Source organism: Pseudomonas sp. P1_A1, assembly GCF_056406935.1.
In genome coordinates this window covers 103,850-119,683 of sequence record NZ_JBFTZE010000003.1, presented here as the reverse complement: position 1 = coordinate 119,683, position 15,834 = coordinate 103,850, and the positions used below count along the sequence as shown (strand labels likewise).

The 15,834-nt window shown below is 59.4% G+C and carries 10 protein-coding genes; 7 read left to right on the top strand and 3 right to left on the bottom strand.

What is annotated here, in order from left to right:
* Nucleotides 1-466 precede the first annotated feature (466 nt).
* Entirely contained in the window at nt 467-1,735 is a 1,269-nt protein-coding gene (locus AC1D2Q_RS05680; RefSeq protein ID WP_122554961.1) for a site-specific integrase, read from the bottom strand.
* Between the two features lie 153 nt (nt 1,736-1,888).
* Entirely contained in the window at nt 1,889-2,803 is a 915-nt protein-coding gene (locus AC1D2Q_RS05675; protein ID WP_477812538.1) for a LysR family transcriptional regulator, read from the bottom strand.
* Between the two features lie 268 nt (nt 2,804-3,071).
* On the opposite strand from AC1D2Q_RS05675, the gene AC1D2Q_RS05670 reads away from it, so the two are divergent.
* From AC1D2Q_RS05670 to pgm, 4 genes are all read left to right on the top strand, one after another.
* Nucleotides 3,072-4,094 (top strand): zinc-dependent alcohol dehydrogenase family protein, encoded by a 1,023-nt coding sequence (locus AC1D2Q_RS05670; protein WP_019649900.1) that lies wholly within the window; start codon nt 3,072-3,074, stop codon nt 4,092-4,094.
* Between the two features lie 588 nt (nt 4,095-4,682).
* Nucleotides 4,683-6,173, top strand: coding sequence for a hypothetical protein (locus tag AC1D2Q_RS05665; protein WP_477812537.1), 1,491 nt, complete (start codon nt 4,683-4,685; stop codon nt 6,171-6,173).
* 67 nt (nt 6,174-6,240) lie between these two features.
* A complete protein-coding gene (locus AC1D2Q_RS05660; protein ID WP_477812536.1) occupies nt 6,241-7,641 on the top strand; it encodes an aminotransferase-like domain-containing protein in 1,401 nt (466 codons plus the stop codon).
* A 110-nt stretch (nt 7,642-7,751) separates the two neighbouring features.
* On the top strand, nt 7,752-9,398 hold the full coding sequence (pgm, locus tag AC1D2Q_RS05655; RefSeq protein WP_477812535.1) for a phosphoglucomutase (alpha-D-glucose-1,6-bisphosphate-dependent): 1,647 nt from the start codon (nt 7,752-7,754) through the stop codon (nt 9,396-9,398).
* A 202-nt stretch (nt 9,399-9,600) separates the two neighbouring features.
* On the opposite strand, the gene AC1D2Q_RS05650 is transcribed toward pgm, so the two are convergent.
* Nucleotides 9,601-10,296 (bottom strand): pirin family protein, encoded by a 696-nt coding sequence (locus AC1D2Q_RS05650; RefSeq protein ID WP_258668486.1) that lies wholly within the window; start codon nt 10,294-10,296, stop codon nt 9,601-9,603.
* 279 nt (nt 10,297-10,575) lie between these two features.
* Here AC1D2Q_RS05650 and AC1D2Q_RS05645 point away from each other — a divergent pair, with 279 nt between their 5' ends.
* From AC1D2Q_RS05645 to AC1D2Q_RS05635, 3 genes are all read left to right on the top strand, one after another.
* Nucleotides 10,576-13,050, top strand: a complete 2,475-nt coding sequence (locus AC1D2Q_RS05645) for a UvrD-helicase domain-containing protein (RefSeq protein WP_477812534.1) — start codon at nt 10,576-10,578, stop codon at nt 13,048-13,050.
* A 178-nt stretch (nt 13,051-13,228) separates the two neighbouring features.
* The gene (locus AC1D2Q_RS05640) at nt 13,229-14,605 is read left to right on the top strand and encodes a pyridoxal-phosphate dependent enzyme (protein WP_477812533.1); all 1,377 of its coding nucleotides are present in this window, start codon (nt 13,229-13,231) and stop codon (nt 14,603-14,605) included.
* On the top strand, nt 14,602-15,798 hold the full coding sequence (locus AC1D2Q_RS05635) for a cystathionine gamma-synthase (protein WP_477812532.1): 1,197 nt from the start codon (nt 14,602-14,604) through the stop codon (nt 15,796-15,798). Before AC1D2Q_RS05640 ends, AC1D2Q_RS05635 begins: the two co-directional genes overlap by 4 nt.
* Nucleotides 15,799-15,834 lie beyond the last annotated feature (36 nt).

The window sequence follows — 15,834 nt, the reverse complement described above, 5'->3', positions numbered from 1 at the left end:
TGTCGGCTCCCGACGGTCTGTCCATCACAAGGAGCCCGCATGATCTCGTGCGCAGACCTTGCCCAACTCGGTGTCGTGCTCCCCGACCCGCCCGCGCCGCGCGGCGATTATGTACCCGACGTGGTGCACCGCGGGGTGGTCTACGTCAGTGGCCGACTGTTGCGCGAAGGCAATCTCACGATCACCGGTCCGGTGACATCCGCCACCTCACAAGACGACCTCAAGCGTGCCGGCCGTGCATGCGCGCACCGAGCGCGATCGATCAAGCCCTCGGGCTGGAAAATGTGGAGGCACAGGGGAAGGCGTACGTTCCATAGGATTAGCGCAATATAAAACTCAATAAATAGCTTTGCCTGCACGCGCTGTAGCATTTGATTCCTCCACATTGAAGTCTCCTTAGTCAGACGATAGGAATTGATGCATGCCTCGTTTCCCACTCCATCTCCTAATTCCTTGCGCTGCATCCTCAATCTGAGGTCACGTGCGCAGCGTTTTGCCGCAACTGGTCTAAGTAGTTCGCCCATTGTTGAGCCGCCTCCCGGCGTTGCACTAGTAATTGCGCGCGGGCATATACAGCCCCCAGAGCACCTGGCATCCGGTGGGACAAAGACAGTTCAAGCACTATAGGATCTATACCCAAATGCTCGTGGGCAATAGTTCTGTAGGTGGCGCGAAAGCCGTGGGCAGTGATGTTGTACTCCGGCCAGATACGCTGAAAGGACTTGAGCATGGAGGTCGGGTTTATGGGACGTCCCGGATAGACCGGCGAGACGAACACCCAGCCTTTGCCTTCTTCATCCACCACGCGGGTTTTATGTAGCTCGCGTAACTGAACCAAGGCTTGCTCAGGCAACGGCACGATGTGCTTGCTCTTATCCAGATGCTTGGTCTTGCTCACCACATAGCGCCAATCGGCGCCCACCAAGTCGACATCTTCCCAGCGCATCCGCACCAGTTCGCCTGGGCGGACCGGCAACATGACCAGCAGACGCATTGCGGCGGCAACGCTGCCGTCGTTGCAGTCATCAAGGCGTATAAGAAACCTGCCCAGGTCGGCTGGCCTTTCGATTGCCGGGTTGCTGGTCACGACATGGCGGATCTTCAACTCCTCAATGTTGCTAAGCGCCACATTACGTTCCACCCATCCGCGCCCCTCGGCAAAGCCCAGGACGGCACGGATGATAGTACGCACGCGCCGGGCCATGGCCATGGTGCGCTGACGGCGCAACGACGTAATAATCGTGGTGATGTGCTCCAGCTTGATCTCGCTGACCGGTTTTTTACCAATCGCGGGAAAGATGTGGTTGTTCAGCGCTCCGCTAAACCCCGAGATGGATTTGGTCACCAGTTCGGCTGACTTGAATGCCAACCATTGTTTGGCTACGTACTCAAATGTGCGCTCCTCGTTGAGGAGCTGCGCCTCGATTTTGGCGGTCTTGGCCTTGAGCGGCGCGGTGTGGTTTGCCACGTCGCGGCGTGCGCTGCGGGCAATGTCGCGTGCCTCCTTGAGACCAATGTCAGGGTAAGCGCCGATGGAGAAGCGGTTTTCCTTGCCATGCAGCCGATACTTCAAGCGCCAGAACTTGGAAGGGGATTTGCCGACCTTGCTAGACGCCCTCACCTCCAAGTAGAGACCAGGAACTTCGCCGTCAGCGTGTTTGCCGGGTTCGGTCAGCGAGCGGATCAACGCATCGCTCAGTTTTCGTTTGAAAACAACCGCATTATCTGGGGACATCGGTGGGGGCATCCTTTTTAAGGAACCGAAATTTGCCCCCAATTATGCCCCCACGAGCTCTGGAATCCAGTGGATTTAGACAGACGGATATAGACTAATTATGTCATTAAGGTGCTGTTATTAAACGATTTTATGGAATTTAGCGGAATTCCATTACAGGCTATCGGGGTCCCCGAAAAACATCTGAATCCGCGACCTCAACCACCGCTCACCCGGATCATTATCCTGCGACCCGCGCCAGGCCATGTGCAATTCAAAGCTGCGCACCGGCAACGGCGGATCTTCCGCCCGAACACCACCGGCGGCGGTCAACGCTTCGGCGGTGTAGTCCGGGACGGTGGCCACGATATCGGTGCCGCTGATCAGTGTGCTCAACCCATTGAACTGTGGTACTGCCAATACCACGTGCCGTTTGCGCCCGAGTTTCTCCAGCTCTTCATCTATAAAGCCGCTCAGGTCGCCCGCGAACGATACCAGCGCGTGGGGGCGGGCGCAGAAATCATCCAGGCTCAATGGCCCCGGCACGGAGTCGGCCCGGAGCAATTTTGGCATGCTGCGGCGCAGTACTTTGCGCTTGGCGTTGGCTGGAAGGTCGGCGGTGTAGCTGACGCCAATGGAAATTTCGCCCGAGGCCAACAGGTTCGGCATCAGGATGTAGTTGGCCCGACGCACCACCAACACGATGCCCGGTGCCTCGGCACGCAGCCGCTTGAGCAGCATCGGCAGCAACGCGAACTCGGCATCGTCCGACAGGCCGATGCGGAATACCGCGGTGCTGGTGGCCGGATCGAATTCCGCCGCGCGACTGACCGCGGTGGAAATCGAATCCAGGGCCGGCGAGAGCAGGGCGAAGATTTCCACCGCTCGGGCGGAAGGCTCCATGCTGCGGCCGGTGCGCACGAACAACGGGTCATCGAACAGCCCGCGCAGGCGCGAGAGTGCCGCACTGATGGCCGGCTGGCCGAGGAACAATTTTTCCGCAGCGCGGGTCACACTGCGCTCGTGCATCAGTGTTTCGAAAACGATCAACAGGTTCAGGTCGACACGACGCAGGTCATTACGATTCATCTGGAGTCCTGGCAGATTCAGCAAACTTGACGTGAGCGACCATATGAGAACAATGGCCGGCGTGAATCTTACGGGGAAAGACTGGTACTCTGCACAGGGTAATTCAGTTTTCCCTGAAAGGCTGCTTCGGTTTTTACGGCATTGGATGGTGTCGCCGTCGCTGCGGAATCAATGACAGGCATGTCGACTATTAATAGCCACTGATGGTCTTGGGTAGAAAGCCCAGATAGAGTTCAGGGCATTAGAGGTTACTTTGACGAGGTTTGCGATGTCCCGCACGATCCGTTTTCACAAGTTTGGTCCAGCCGAGGTGCTCAAATGCGAAGAGCATGCGGCCGCTCTGCCTGCGCCGGGCGAAGTGCAGGTGCGTGTCGAGGCGATAGGCATCAGCTGGTACGACATTCTCTGGCGCCAGAACCTGGCTTCCTCTCATGCTCGCCTGCCTTCAGGCCTGGGTCATGAAATGGCCGGCGTGGTCACGGCGCTCGGCGAGGGAGTCGATGATCTCGCTATCGGTGACAAGGTCGCCAGCTTCCCGGCCGAAAGTCCCAACGACTATCCGGTCTACGGCGAACAGATCGTTCTGCCACGCACGGCTCTGACCCGCTACCCGGATGTGCTCAGCCCGGTCGAAGCCAGCGTGCATTACACGCCGCTATTGGTCGCCTATTTTGGCTACACCGATCTGGCGCGCGTCAAACCCGGGCAATTCGCTCTGGTGACCGACGCCAGTCACTGCGCCGGGCCGTCGTTCGTACAACTGGGCAAAGCCCTTGGTGTGCGAGTAATCGCTGCGACCAAAACTGCGGACGAGCGTGAATACCTGCTGTCGCTGGGTGCCGAAAAAGTCATCGTCACCGAAGAAGAAGATCTGCTGATGCGGATCAACAAAATTACCGACAACCGTGGCGTCGATGTGGTGTTCGATGGTCTGGGTGGCCCGCAGATGTCGCTGCTCGGCGATGTGCTCGCGCCTCGCGGTAGCCTGGTGCTCTATGGCCTGCAGGGTGGTAACCAGACGCCATTTCCGGCCTGTGCGGCGTTCCAGAAGAACATTCAGTTCTTCGTGCACTGCATCGGCAACTTCACCGGCAAGCCGGAGCTGGGCATCCTCCAGGATCAGGCCGCACTGCAACGTGCCCTGCGCGACATCAACCAGTTGACCGCAGACCATGTGCTGCTGCCGCTCAAGACTCGGGTATTCCCGTTTTCCCAGTTTGTCGAAGCGCACCGCTACATGGACGAATGCCCATGCCGCGAACGGGTCGCCCTTGAGGTCGAACCAGCCTGAACTCTTCGTACGAGCCTTTTTGTATAAGCCCCTCTGGAAAGGTCCGTGCAAGCACGGACTTTTCCGCGGTCAAAACCTCCAAAATGAGACATCCCATCGATCCCTCGATGGGGCGGTTCAGCAACTGAACTGGTTTTTGCTCTCGATCTGTATCTTCTAATCATTATGTAAGCCCTGATAATTGAATGATTATTTCATCTCAAGGAAAGAGTCATGGCTGGGTATCAGGTTGAAACTTTTCGATGCGCACTGGCAATACATGCTCAACAAATAATTCGACGCCGCTCGGCGGTCATGCATTTATTGGCAACTTCTTTCTTTATTTCTTGTATTACACGTCTGTGGGATGTTGTCGGAAATTTCCTAGGAAATCGCTCGGGACCGAAAAGCCCCCGTCCTGCCGGGCGTTGCGGCGGTCTTGCCCTGTTTGGGGTTCTCGAGACATGCAACCATTTCAAATAATTACACAATGCTTAAGTGCTAGCATTTGATAACAACCCCGGCACCCCATTCATGACAGGCAATCCGTCGCGCAGTGCATGTAATTGTTTGCGTGGCGTCGAACTTATGAGTAACAGGTAAACAATGATGACCCATACCCATGAACAGGCAATGAATTATGTTTATCAACAAGTACTGCAGCGCTTGCTGAGCTTTTTCTCTCGCGCCGAGCGCACGGCATTGCAACTGATGATTCAGCGCTTGGTGGTGTCGGCCGGAGGTATGGAGCGTATCGGCGATTACAAGGTGTTGGCGGTCCAGTCCGGGTCCCGCGACAGCTGTTACACACTGGCGCTGCTGCGCGCCGCGCAACTGAGTATCGCCGGTCGGGCACCGGCGACGTTTCAGCTGCGAGTGGCCACTTTGCGCTTGAATGGTACGGCTGCGACAGCACTGGAAAACATCCATCGCAGCAGCAGTGCATTGTTTCTCTACGACGATCCCCGGGTCGAAATATTGATGGTCGATAATCGTGAGGTCCTGCCGTTCAATCACTTGGCGCCAATCTCCGACGCCGGCCGCGAGTCGAATCGGCTCAACCTGCTGATGGTCGGGCACCGTCGCGCCTGGAACGGGCCGCTCGAGTTGTGGGACGACGGGTACCTGGCCACAGGGGAGTTTTATGGGCAAATCGCCCGCTGGGACAATGGCGTCGATGTCATGGTCAGCAGCGATTCACCCCGTCGGCAGGCGCAGTTCATCGAGGGTTTGAACCGTGCCGCAGCCAAGGCCGGGCTTGTGCCGACGAGCCGCCATGAAACGGGCTACGAGGGATTGTTTGCGCGGCTCGATGAACTGGGCAGCGACTGCTATCGCGAGTTTTATCCCGACTCTGCTCAGGCTGCGTGGCGTCCTGCCGAGCACTTTGAGGCCTGCCGCCGCACGACCTTCATCGACATTCACGACATGCTGGTCAGCAATCTGGAAGAGCGCTGGCCGCTGCTCACTGACTTCCTCGGTTTTCAACCTGATGAACTGACGGCTCAACTCAGTGATAACGACTATGTCAGCCTGTCGATATCCGCGCACCTTCGCGGCTTGCAAGCGCGCTTTGTACACAGTCGCACCTACGAAGAGGGGGTCAGCGAATACCTGCAGCGCGCGTTGGTGATGATGCGCCGTAAACAATTGCCCGAGCGTTTTTGCGAGCAGGCAGTGGAGACCTTCGGCAATCCGCTGACCATGGCCGATCAGCGCGGATTGGCGACGGCCGAGGCACAAAAAAATCTCGGTTTGAGTGAAGCCCAACTGGTGTGCCTGCTGTTCGCCCCGTTTGTCGATAACGGCGCGGCCCTGGAGCATTTTCTTCGTCAATGCCATCCCGGCATGCTGGTGGCGCTGCCGGAATTGCACCGGGCGATGCAGGGCGGTCCGGCACCCGAGCAGGTTTTGCAGTGGATGGTTGATGTCAGCGGGTTGTCGGTCAGCCTGATCGGTACGCTTTACCGCATGGGGCCGGTGGTTCGGGACGAGGGCAGGGTGCCAGGCACGGAAAGCGGTGACGCGGGCGTGCAAGTCGAAGGCATGGACCCCGAGAATGAAGCAGCAGTGACTGGCGAATGGTCGATGGGCCAGTGAACGTTCCTGGTTTGGCGGATTCATCGAGAGTGCGTCATGACGTTCGTAGCGTGTTCGGTCATCACCCATGAAAGGATCACGAGATTCCGATTTCGCGTACCAGGCGGTGTACCGCTACCTGAACAATCTGATCAATGAGCCGGGCAGTGACGTGCGAGTGCGCCTGCCTTCATTGCGGCAGTTGGCGGATCGTTTGAGTGTGTCGATCTCGACCATTCAATACGCCTATTCGCTGCTGGAGAAGGAAGGACGCATCTATTCGGTTGCCAAGTCAGGCTATTACGCTCTGCCGGTGTCCTCTGTCGGCCTGCCCGGCAACGGTAAAGACCTGCTCGAAACGGTCTATGTCAACGCCAGGCGCCCCGGCATGCTGGTGTTGAGCGCCGATGAACCGGCGTTGTTACAACCCCTGGACAGCCCGTTGTTGTTGCTGGAGAGAGAATTGCTGCGCCAGTATCCGCGCCAGCCGCAACCGTCTTCACAACCCTGCGGCGAGCTGGAACTGCGCACGGCCCTTGCGGCACGCTACACCACTTCACCGACACGCTGCTGGCATGCCGATGATGTCTATATCGGCGCAGATATGCGCGGCGTACTTGAAATATTGATCGCCGTTCTTGACCTCAAAGATTCGGTGGTGGTGGTCGAGTCGCCGTGCGACTGGGTGATTCTGCGTTTGTTCCAGGACGCAGCCGTGCAGGTTGTCGAGCTGCCGCTGCAAGCCTGTGGTGGCCTGGATCTCGAACAGCTTAGAGAGCTGCTCGAGACCGGGCGGGTGCGACTGATGATGCTTTCATCGGGACTGAACATGCCGCGCGGGAGCGTGGCGCCTGACGACAACCGGCAGTCCACTGCGCAACTGCTGGAACGGCATGGCTGTTGGGTATTGGAAAACGATTGTTACGGCGAGCTCGAATTCGAACCGAACGGCTTGCGGTTTCGCGACCTGGTGGACCCTGATCGGCTGATCGTGTTTTCCACTTTCGAGAAAATCATCGGCTCGGAGGCACCCTTTGGTTACCTGCTCTCGCGACAACTGCGTGCCGAACTGCAACGGCACTTTCTGCTGCGGGCATTCCGTTTGTCGCTGATTCGTCAGAAAGCCATCGCGCGGCTGTACAGCAACGGACGCATCGATCAACACCTGCTGGTGTTGCGTCGACTGCTCAAGGAACGCATGGTGCTGATGACCCAACTGCTCCAGGAGCGTCTGCCGGAATCGCTGCATTTCGTCGAGCCCCGGGGCGGGGCGACGGTCTGGATTCGCTCGTTGCGCCAAGTCAATGTACATCGAGTGTTCCAGAGACTGCTCAAGCAACAAGTGGTCATCGCACCGGGGGAGTTGTTCAGTCTGCAGGGCCTGCACACGCAGCACTTGCGCCTGAGTCATACGTTCGGTGGCGACCACGAGCTCGTCGCTGCACTGGGGCTGCTGGGGGATGCCTTGCGTCTGGAGTCGATCGATTGAGCCAAGGCTCCAGAGCTCCTCGGAACCTGACATTCGATAACGTCGCGCAACGGCCAAACTGTCAGTAAACTGCGTTCCTATCCCGAACCACTCTCTCTCAGAGGTTTTGCATGACACTCAGTCCTTTTGCGGGCAAACCGGCACCGGCAGAACTGTTGGTCGACATCCCGCGACTGGTAACGGCCTATTACACCGGCCAGCCCGATGCAGCCATTTCTACCCAGCGCGTCGCCTTCGGCACGTCTGGACACCGAGGTAGCTCGTTCGACTTGAGTTTCAACGAATGGCACGTGCTGGCCATCAGCCAGGCGATCTGCCTGTATCGCGAAGCCCAGGGCATCGATGGCCCGCTGTTCGTCGGGATCGACACTCACGCGCTGTCCACGCCGGCCGGTGCCAGCGCCCTGGAAGTGCTGGCAGCGAACGGTGTGACGGTGATGATCGCCGAAGGCGATGAGTACACTCCGACGCCGGCCATTTCCCATGCGATTCTTTGCTACAACCGCGGGCGCACTTCAGGCCTGGCGGACGGCATCGTCATCACGCCGTCCCACAACCCGCCGCAAAGCGGTGGCTACAAGTACAACCCAACCAACGGCGGCCCGGCCGATACCCACATCACCAAGTGGATCGAAGCCAAGGCCAACGAGTTGCTGGCAGCCAGGCTCGCCGGCGTCAAACGCATCAGCTACGAGCAGGCCCTGAAGGCCAGCACTACCCATCGTCATGATTACCTCAACACCTATGTCGCTGACCTGATCAACGTGATCGACTTCGACGCTATCCGCGATGCGAAGCTGCGTCTGGGTGTCGATCCGCTGGGCGGAGCAGGGGTGCGCTACTGGTCGGCGATTGCCGAGCACTACCGCCTGGACCTGGAAGTGGTGAATAAACAGGTTGATGCAACGTTCCGTTTCATGACCGTCGACTGGGACGGGCAGATCCGCATGGACCCATCGTCCAGCTATGCCATGCAAGGCCTGATCGGCCTGAAAGAGCGTTTCGACGTGGCGTTTGCCTGCGACCCGGACCACGACCGTCATGGCATCGTGACTCCGTCCGGTGGTTTGCTGGCGCCGAACAACTACCTCGCGGTGTCGATCGACTACCTGTTCCAGAACCGTCCACAGTGGCGCGCCGATGCGGCCGTGGGTAAAACCGTGGTCAGCAGCGGCTTGATCGATCGCGTCGCCAAACGTCTGGGCCGTCGTCTGTATGAAGTGCCGGTCGGTTTCAAATGGTTTGCCGACGGTCTGTTCGACGGCTCCCTGGGTTTTGGCGGTGAAGAAAGTGCCGGTGCATCGTTTCTGCGCAAGGACGGCGGTGTCTGGAGTACCGACAAGGACGGTTTGATTCCGGCGCTGCTGGCCGCTGAAATGACCGCTCGCACGGGCCGTGATCCAAGCCAGGCCTATCGCGCGTTGACCGATGAACTGGGTGAGCCGTTCTCGGTACGCGTTGACGCCAAGGCCAACCCTGAACAGAAAGCTCTGCTGAGCAAATTGTCGCCGGAGCAGGTCACCTCGACTCAACTGGCGGGCGAAGCGATCCAGAGCATCCTCAGCCATGCACCGGGCAACGACCAGGCCATCGGCGGTCTGAAAGTCATGACCGAGAACGGCTGGTTCGCGGCGCGGCCGTCGGGCACCGAGGACATCTACAAGATTTACGCAGAAAGCTTTGTCAGTGACGACCACCTGAAACAACTGGTGGCCGAGGCTCAGACACTGGTGGATGGCGCAATTTCTGCGAAGTGATTGAAAGCCCTGTGGCGAGGGAGCTTGCTCCCGCAGGGGCGCGAAGCGGCCCCAAATTGGTTGGCGAGGTGTAACAGGTACACCGCGCCGGCTGGATTACGACTGCTTCGCAGCTGAGCGGGAGCAAGCTCCCTCGCCACAAATGAATAGAAAAGGGGCGACCATCTACGGTCGCCCCTTTTTTTGCCGCGCATTTACCTGATCAAGCCAGGTCCACCAACACGATTTCACTGTCCTCAATCGCAGTCACCCGCAACACTTGCTCATCGGCAACCGCAACCCCGTCTCGAGCTTGTGCGCGCAAGCCATTGACTTCAATCGCTCCTGTCGCTGGCACCAGATAAGCGCGACGGCCACTGTCCAGACGATATTCAGCCGTTTCCCCGGCTTTCAGGTTGGCCGCCACCAGACGCGCATCGGCGCGAATCCGCAGGCTTTGATCGTCGCCGGCCTTGCCGCTGGCCAGGGTCACGAAGCCTTCGCGCTGGCCTTTGGGGAAGGGCTTGGCGCCCCACGACGGTGCCAGACCGGTTTCGTTGGGGATGATCCAGATCTGAAAGATCCGGGTCTCGGTCGCTTCCAGGTTGTATTCACTGTGGGCGATCCCGGTGCCGGCGCTCATGACCTGCACATCACCTGCTTCAGTGCGGCCCTTGTTGCCCAGGTTGTCCTGGTGGGTAATCGCGCCTTCACGAACGTAGGTGATGATTTCCATGTCCCGGTGCGGGTGTTGCGGGAACCCGGTGCCGGGGGCAATCACATCATCGTTCCACACCCGCAGGTTGCCCCAGTTCATGCGTTTGGGGTCATAGTACTCGGCGAACGAAAAGTGGTGATGGGCATCCAGCCAGCCATGGTGCGCGCCGCCCAGGGAGTTGAAAGGTCTGAGTTCAAGCATGATCGTCTCCTGAAAAGGTTCGTCATGGGGCAGAACGTCTGAGCCACAAACGAGAACCGGTGGTTGATGGGGAGCATCATCTATCAGGCACTGATCGATAAAAAGCGTAAAAAATGCCTCAATACAATCGAATTATTTGATATCGAATTATCTCGAATTTTTCTCATCCAGCCTTCACTTCATCGCATAAGYCAATGACCTGTAAGCATTTCACTAGAACTCAACGGCAAATGCAGACACCATAGCCCTCGACAGCCTCACACACTGGAGTCCGCCTGCGTGCCGCAACACACACCCGATCTTCCGCCCGAACTTCGTCCCCTGGCCGAGATGCCTTTGCTCAAACGTCTGGCTGCCCGGTTCTTTGGCCACGGCCTGACCCGCCTGCGCGCGCAACACCGTGCGTCCTGGCTGCACGGGCAAGCTGACGGTTTTCGCAGCGGTCACAGCGCCGGTGTGGAATACGGCTATAAGGAAGGCAAGCTCGAGGGCCTGGAAGAAGGCCGGCAAGTGCTGCTGATCCGTGACTCGCGCTCGACCGAGCATCGACCGCCCAACGTCGATGACAACCTGTTCGACGATTGGCGCCTGCCATTGAGCGCTGAACTGAAGAAGCGCATGAAGGCCGACGTGGCGCGACTGCTGCCTGCGCATGCCCAGCCGAGCGCTGCCCAGTGGAAGATGATTTTCAGCGACACGCCGTCGACCTCGGTGATTGCCGGGGCGGGCGCGGGCAAGTCGACCACCCTGGTGCTGCGAATTCTGCTGCTCAGCCATTACCTGGGGTTTGAGCTGAGTTCGATGACTGTGGTGACCTTCACCCGCGAGTCGCGCAAGGATTTCATCAATAAGCTGATCGAACTGTTTGCCGTGTGGGGCCGGGCACTCAGCTTCAAAGAAGCGCGGGACCTGGTGCGCACTTTTCATTCGCGGATCCTGCCAATGGTGCGCAGCCTGCCGGGTTTCGAACGGCTGCAAGCCTTCGAAAACCTCAGCTTTCGCGTGCAGGGCGCCGATGAGGAGGTCGACAGCAACCCCTTCGACCTGCGAATCAACGACGCCCAGCGCCAGCAGCTCAACGCCTGCTATCACAGCCTGCACACTCGCGATGAGCGTTTCCGCGAATTGATCAAGCCGTTGTCTCGTCACGCCTTGCAGCTCAAGGAACTGGAACGCGACCACCCGGACGTGCAAAAGCGCATGGCGGTGACTGAACTGGCCGCCAAGCGTGATGAAGAGCTGTGCGACACCATCGAGGACCTGTGGTTTCGCGCCGGCGCCTGGCCGATCAAGGGCATCGAGCCGAATCGCCAGACCTTCGACATCAACGGTTCGACCTTCCATTGCCACGGTTACATTCCGGCGCTGGATGCCTGGGTGGTGCTGGGTTTCGACCCTCGGGAAAATCCGCAGGTCAGCCGCCCGAAGGCCAAGCTTACCGTGCGTGCGGAATGGGCTGTAAAGCGCACTCTGTTTCAAGCTTTCTGTCGTAAGCCATTGATATGGCTGGATAGTTACGAATCTTCAAAACGTGTTTTGGCGTCTCTTGCCGGTGACGCCAGCGCCGGGCCGGGCTTCGATTACAGGGTCAAGGGCGAGCTTGCTTCCGCGCCGTTGCTGGACTGTTTTGTCGCGGCAGCCGGGTTTATCGAAAACCTCGGCCTGGATGTGCCCAATGCCGTGGGCCAGATGAGTTTCGCCAAGGATGACCCGGACCGATTCTTTTTCGAGGCCTTGAGCCTGTTCTGGCGAGCGCTGGAAGATCATCTGCTGGATCAATCGCCACCCGTGATGACCTACAACCGGATGTTTGCCCTGTTCAGCGAGCATTCACCGGAGAATCTCAAGTTGCTCAGCGATGAACTGCTCAGGCCAATGTCGCACCTGATGATCGATGAGTTCCAGGACGTGTCGCCGCAGATCGTTTCCTGGATTCGCGCCAGCCTGGCCGAGATCCGCAGTCGTGGCCCGGCCATGCACGTAGGGCGAGGGGCGCAACGTTCGTCATTGCTGTGTGTGGGGGACGACTGGCAATCGATCTACGGCTGGCGTGGCAGCTCGCCGAGCTACTTCATGGAGTTCAACAAGGAGTTCCCGTCGCCGAGCACGACCAAGGTGATGCTCAGCGACAATTACCGCAGCCATCAGCACATCATCGACGCGGCGGAGCACATCGTCCGCGCCGCACCGGCAATCGCCGGCAAGAAGGCCAAGGCCAGCGGAGAACCCAAGGCGTTGCTGCCGGTGAATGTCCTCGATCGGGATGACCAGGGCATGGCCCAGCGACTGATCGAGCACTACAGAAAAGGCGATTCAATCTTGATGCTTTATCGAAAAAGTAGCGATAAGTCATTGATAGAAGAGCATATTCAGTCTGTAGTTAACGTGGATTCTAGCTTGCCGTACGACGCGCGACGGCTCAAGCAACTGACCTATCACAGCGCCAAGGGCCTGCAAGCTGATGCGGTGTTCCTGCTGGGAGATTGCCAGCATCTGACCAGTTCGCCTTACAAGAACCAGGTCTATCGCATGGCCGGGCTAGGCAAGGCCGGCGACAGCGAGCCCTACGACAGCGCACAGAAAGACGAGATCCTGCGTCTGGCCTACGTGGGCATCACCCGGGCGGTGAGTCATTGCTACTGGTATGTCGATGGCCAGGATACCCAGGCGGCGAATATGCCCAAGGCCTCCGACCGGATCGGTAAGGGCAAGGCGTTTTTTGCCGATCATCGTCAGGGAAAAGTTTCTGCCTGAAACCGATAAGCCGTCGGTAGTGGCGTTCAGGCAACGACGCTACCGACGGGCTGCGAAAAGTTGCGAGAGGCGCAATCCCGGCCTAAGGTCCAAGCGAAGGTTTGCTTGCAACTGGCGCATTTGACTGGCCGCCGGTTGCTGTCCATCCAAATGCGGATTACCGCAGCGAGGTGACGACATGCCGAACAATTCCCGTCCCGCCGTGCTCGAACTGATCGGCAATACGCCGCTGGTGCGTATCAGCCGCTTCGATACCGGCCCATGCACGCTGTTTCTCAAACTCGAATCGCAGAACCCCGGCGGTTCGATCAAAGATCGCATCGGCTTGGCGATGATCGACGCCGCCGAGCGCGATGGCCGCCTGCGCCCCGGCGGCACTATCGTCGAGGCCACCGCCGGCAACACCGGTCTGGGGCTGGCACTGGTTGGCCGCGCCAAGGGTTACCGGGTGGTGCTGGTGGTGCCGGACAAAATGTCCACCGAGAAGGTCCTGCACCTCAAGGCGATGGGTGCCGAAGTGCACATCACCCGCTCCGACGTGGGTAAGGGCCATCCTGATTATTACCAGGACGTCGCTGCGCGGCTGGCCAAGGACATTCCCGACGCCTTCTTCGCCGATCAGTTCAACAACCCGGCCAATCCTCTGGCCCACGAGTGCAGCACCGCGCCCGAGATCTGGGCGCAGACTCAGCATGATGTGGATGCCATCGTGGTCGGTGTCGGTTCAGCCGGCACGCTGACCGGGCTGACCCGTTTCTTTCAGCGCGTACAACCGAATCTGGAAATGGTGCTGGCTGATCCGGTCGGCTCGGTGATGGCCGAATACAGCCGCAGCGGCACCCTCGGTACGCCCGGTTCCTGGGCGGTGGAGGGCATCGGCGAGGACTTCATTCCGTCGATTGCCGACCTTTCCAGCGTGCGCAAGGCCTATTCGATCAGCGACGAGGAAAGCTTCGATCATGCCCGCCAACTGCTGCGCGCCGAAGGCATTCTCGGCGGCTCTTCGACTGGCACCTTGCTGGCGGCGGCGCTGCGTTACTGCCGCGAACAAACCCAGCCGAAGCGGGTGGTCAGTTTCGTTTGCGACACCGGCACCCGTTATCTGTCGAAGATCTATAACGACCAGTGGATGAACGATCAGGGCTTGCTTGCGCGCAAACGCTACGGCGATTTGCGTGACCTGATCGCGCGGCGTTTCGAGGATGGCCGTGTGGTCAGCGTCGGCCCGGACGACACCTTGCTCACCGCCTTCCAGCGCATGCGCCTGGCGGATGTGTCGCAACTGCCGGTGTTGGTAGATGGGCAGCGGCTGGTCGGGGTCATCGACGAGTCCGATATTCTGTTTGGCGTGCATGAAGACGCCACGCATTTTCGCATGACCGTGACCAGCGCGATGACTGACAAACTCGAAACCCTGCCTCCCGGCGCCAGTCTTGCTGAACTGGAGGCGGTGCTCGACCGTGGGCTGGTGGCGATCATCGCCGATACCTCGGGCTTCCATGGCCTGATTACCCGCGTCGACATGCTCAATCACTTGCGGAGATCACTGACATGAGTCAGCACGATGAAAGCACCGCGCCACGGGGCTTTGCCACCCGTGTGATCCATGCCGGACAAACACCGGACCCGACCACCGGGGCGCTGATGCCGCCGATTTACGCCAACTCCACCTATGCCCAGCAGAGCCCCGGTGTGCACAAGGGCTTCGATTACGGGCGTTCGCACAACCCGACGCGCTTCGCCCTGGAGCGTTGCGTGGCGGACCTTGAGGGCGGCACCCAGGCGTTCGCCTTCGCTTCAGGGCTGGCGGCGATCGCCACCGTGCTCGAATTGCTCGACGCGGGTGCGCACATCGTTTCTGGCAATGATTTGTACGGTGGGACTTTCCGCTTGTTCGAACGGGTGCGCCGACGCAGCGCGGGGCATCGCTTCAGCTTCGTCGATATGACGAACCTGGCGGCCTTCGAAGCGGCGCTGCAGCATGACACGCGGATGGTCTGGGTCGAGACGCCGAGCAATCCTTTGTTAAGCCTGACTGACCTATCCGCCGTCGCGCGGATCTGTCGCGAGCGAGGCATCATCTGCGTGGCGGACAACACCTTCGCCAGTCCGTGGATCCAGCGTCCTCTGGAATTGGGATTCGATATCGTGCTGCACTCGACCACCAAGTACCTGAACGGTCACTCCGACGTGATCGGCGGCATCGCAGTGGTCGGGCAGAATGCAGAACTGGCCGAGCGACTGGGCTTTCTGCAGAACGCAGTGGGGGCGATCGCCGGGCCGTTCGACGCGTTCCTCACCTTGCGCGGGGTGAAGACCCTGGCGCTACGCATGGAGCGCCATTGCAGCAACGCGCTGGAGCTGGCGCAATGGCTGGAACGTCAGCCGCAAGTGGCACGCGTGTATTATCCGGGCCTGGCATCGCACCCGCAGCACGAATTGGCGCGGCGGCAGATGCGCGGGTTCGGCGGGATGATTTCCGTCGAGCTGAACAGCGACCTGACGGGCGCCAGACGTTTTCTCGAGAGTGTGCGGATCTTTGCCTTGGCCGAGAGCCTGGGCGGGGTGGAAAGCCTGATCGAGCACCCGGCGATCATGACTCACGCCACCATTCCGGCAGCAACACGCGCACAGCTCGGCATTAGCGATGCGCTGGTGCGTTTGTCTGTGGGGGTGGAGGATGTCGAAGACCTGCGCGCCGATCTGGGCCAGGCCCTGATGCAAGTTGCGGCGATGCATTCCTTGTAGCCTCGCGTTACTCGGCAGCTGCTACAAAAAGCCCGC

Bases quoted from the DNA above. Each gene is read 5' to 3' on its own strand.
- AC1D2Q_RS05680 (WP_122554961.1), bottom strand. From the start codon at position 1,735: ATGTCCCCAGATAATGCGGTTGTTTTCAAACGAAAACTGAGCGATGCG.
- AC1D2Q_RS05675 (WP_477812538.1), bottom strand. From the start codon at position 2,803: ATGAATCGTAATGACCTGCGTCGTGTCGACCTGAACCTGTTGATCGTT.
- AC1D2Q_RS05670 (WP_019649900.1), top strand. From the start codon at position 3,072: ATGTCCCGCACGATCCGTTTTCACAAGTTTGGTCCAGCCGAGGTGCTC.
- AC1D2Q_RS05665 (WP_477812537.1), top strand. From the start codon at position 4,683: ATGACCCATACCCATGAACAGGCAATGAATTATGTTTATCAACAAGTA.
- AC1D2Q_RS05660 (WP_477812536.1), top strand. From the start codon at position 6,241: ATGAAAGGATCACGAGATTCCGATTTCGCGTACCAGGCGGTGTACCGC.
- pgm (WP_477812535.1), top strand. From the start codon at position 7,752: ATGACACTCAGTCCTTTTGCGGGCAAACCGGCACCGGCAGAACTGTTG.
- AC1D2Q_RS05650 (WP_258668486.1), bottom strand. From the start codon at position 10,296: ATGCTTGAACTCAGACCTTTCAACTCCCTGGGCGGCGCGCACCATGGC.
- AC1D2Q_RS05640 (WP_477812533.1), top strand. From the start codon at position 13,229: ATGCCGAACAATTCCCGTCCCGCCGTGCTCGAACTGATCGGCAATACG.
- AC1D2Q_RS05635 (WP_477812532.1), top strand. From the start codon at position 14,602: ATGAGTCAGCACGATGAAAGCACCGCGCCACGGGGCTTTGCCACCCGT.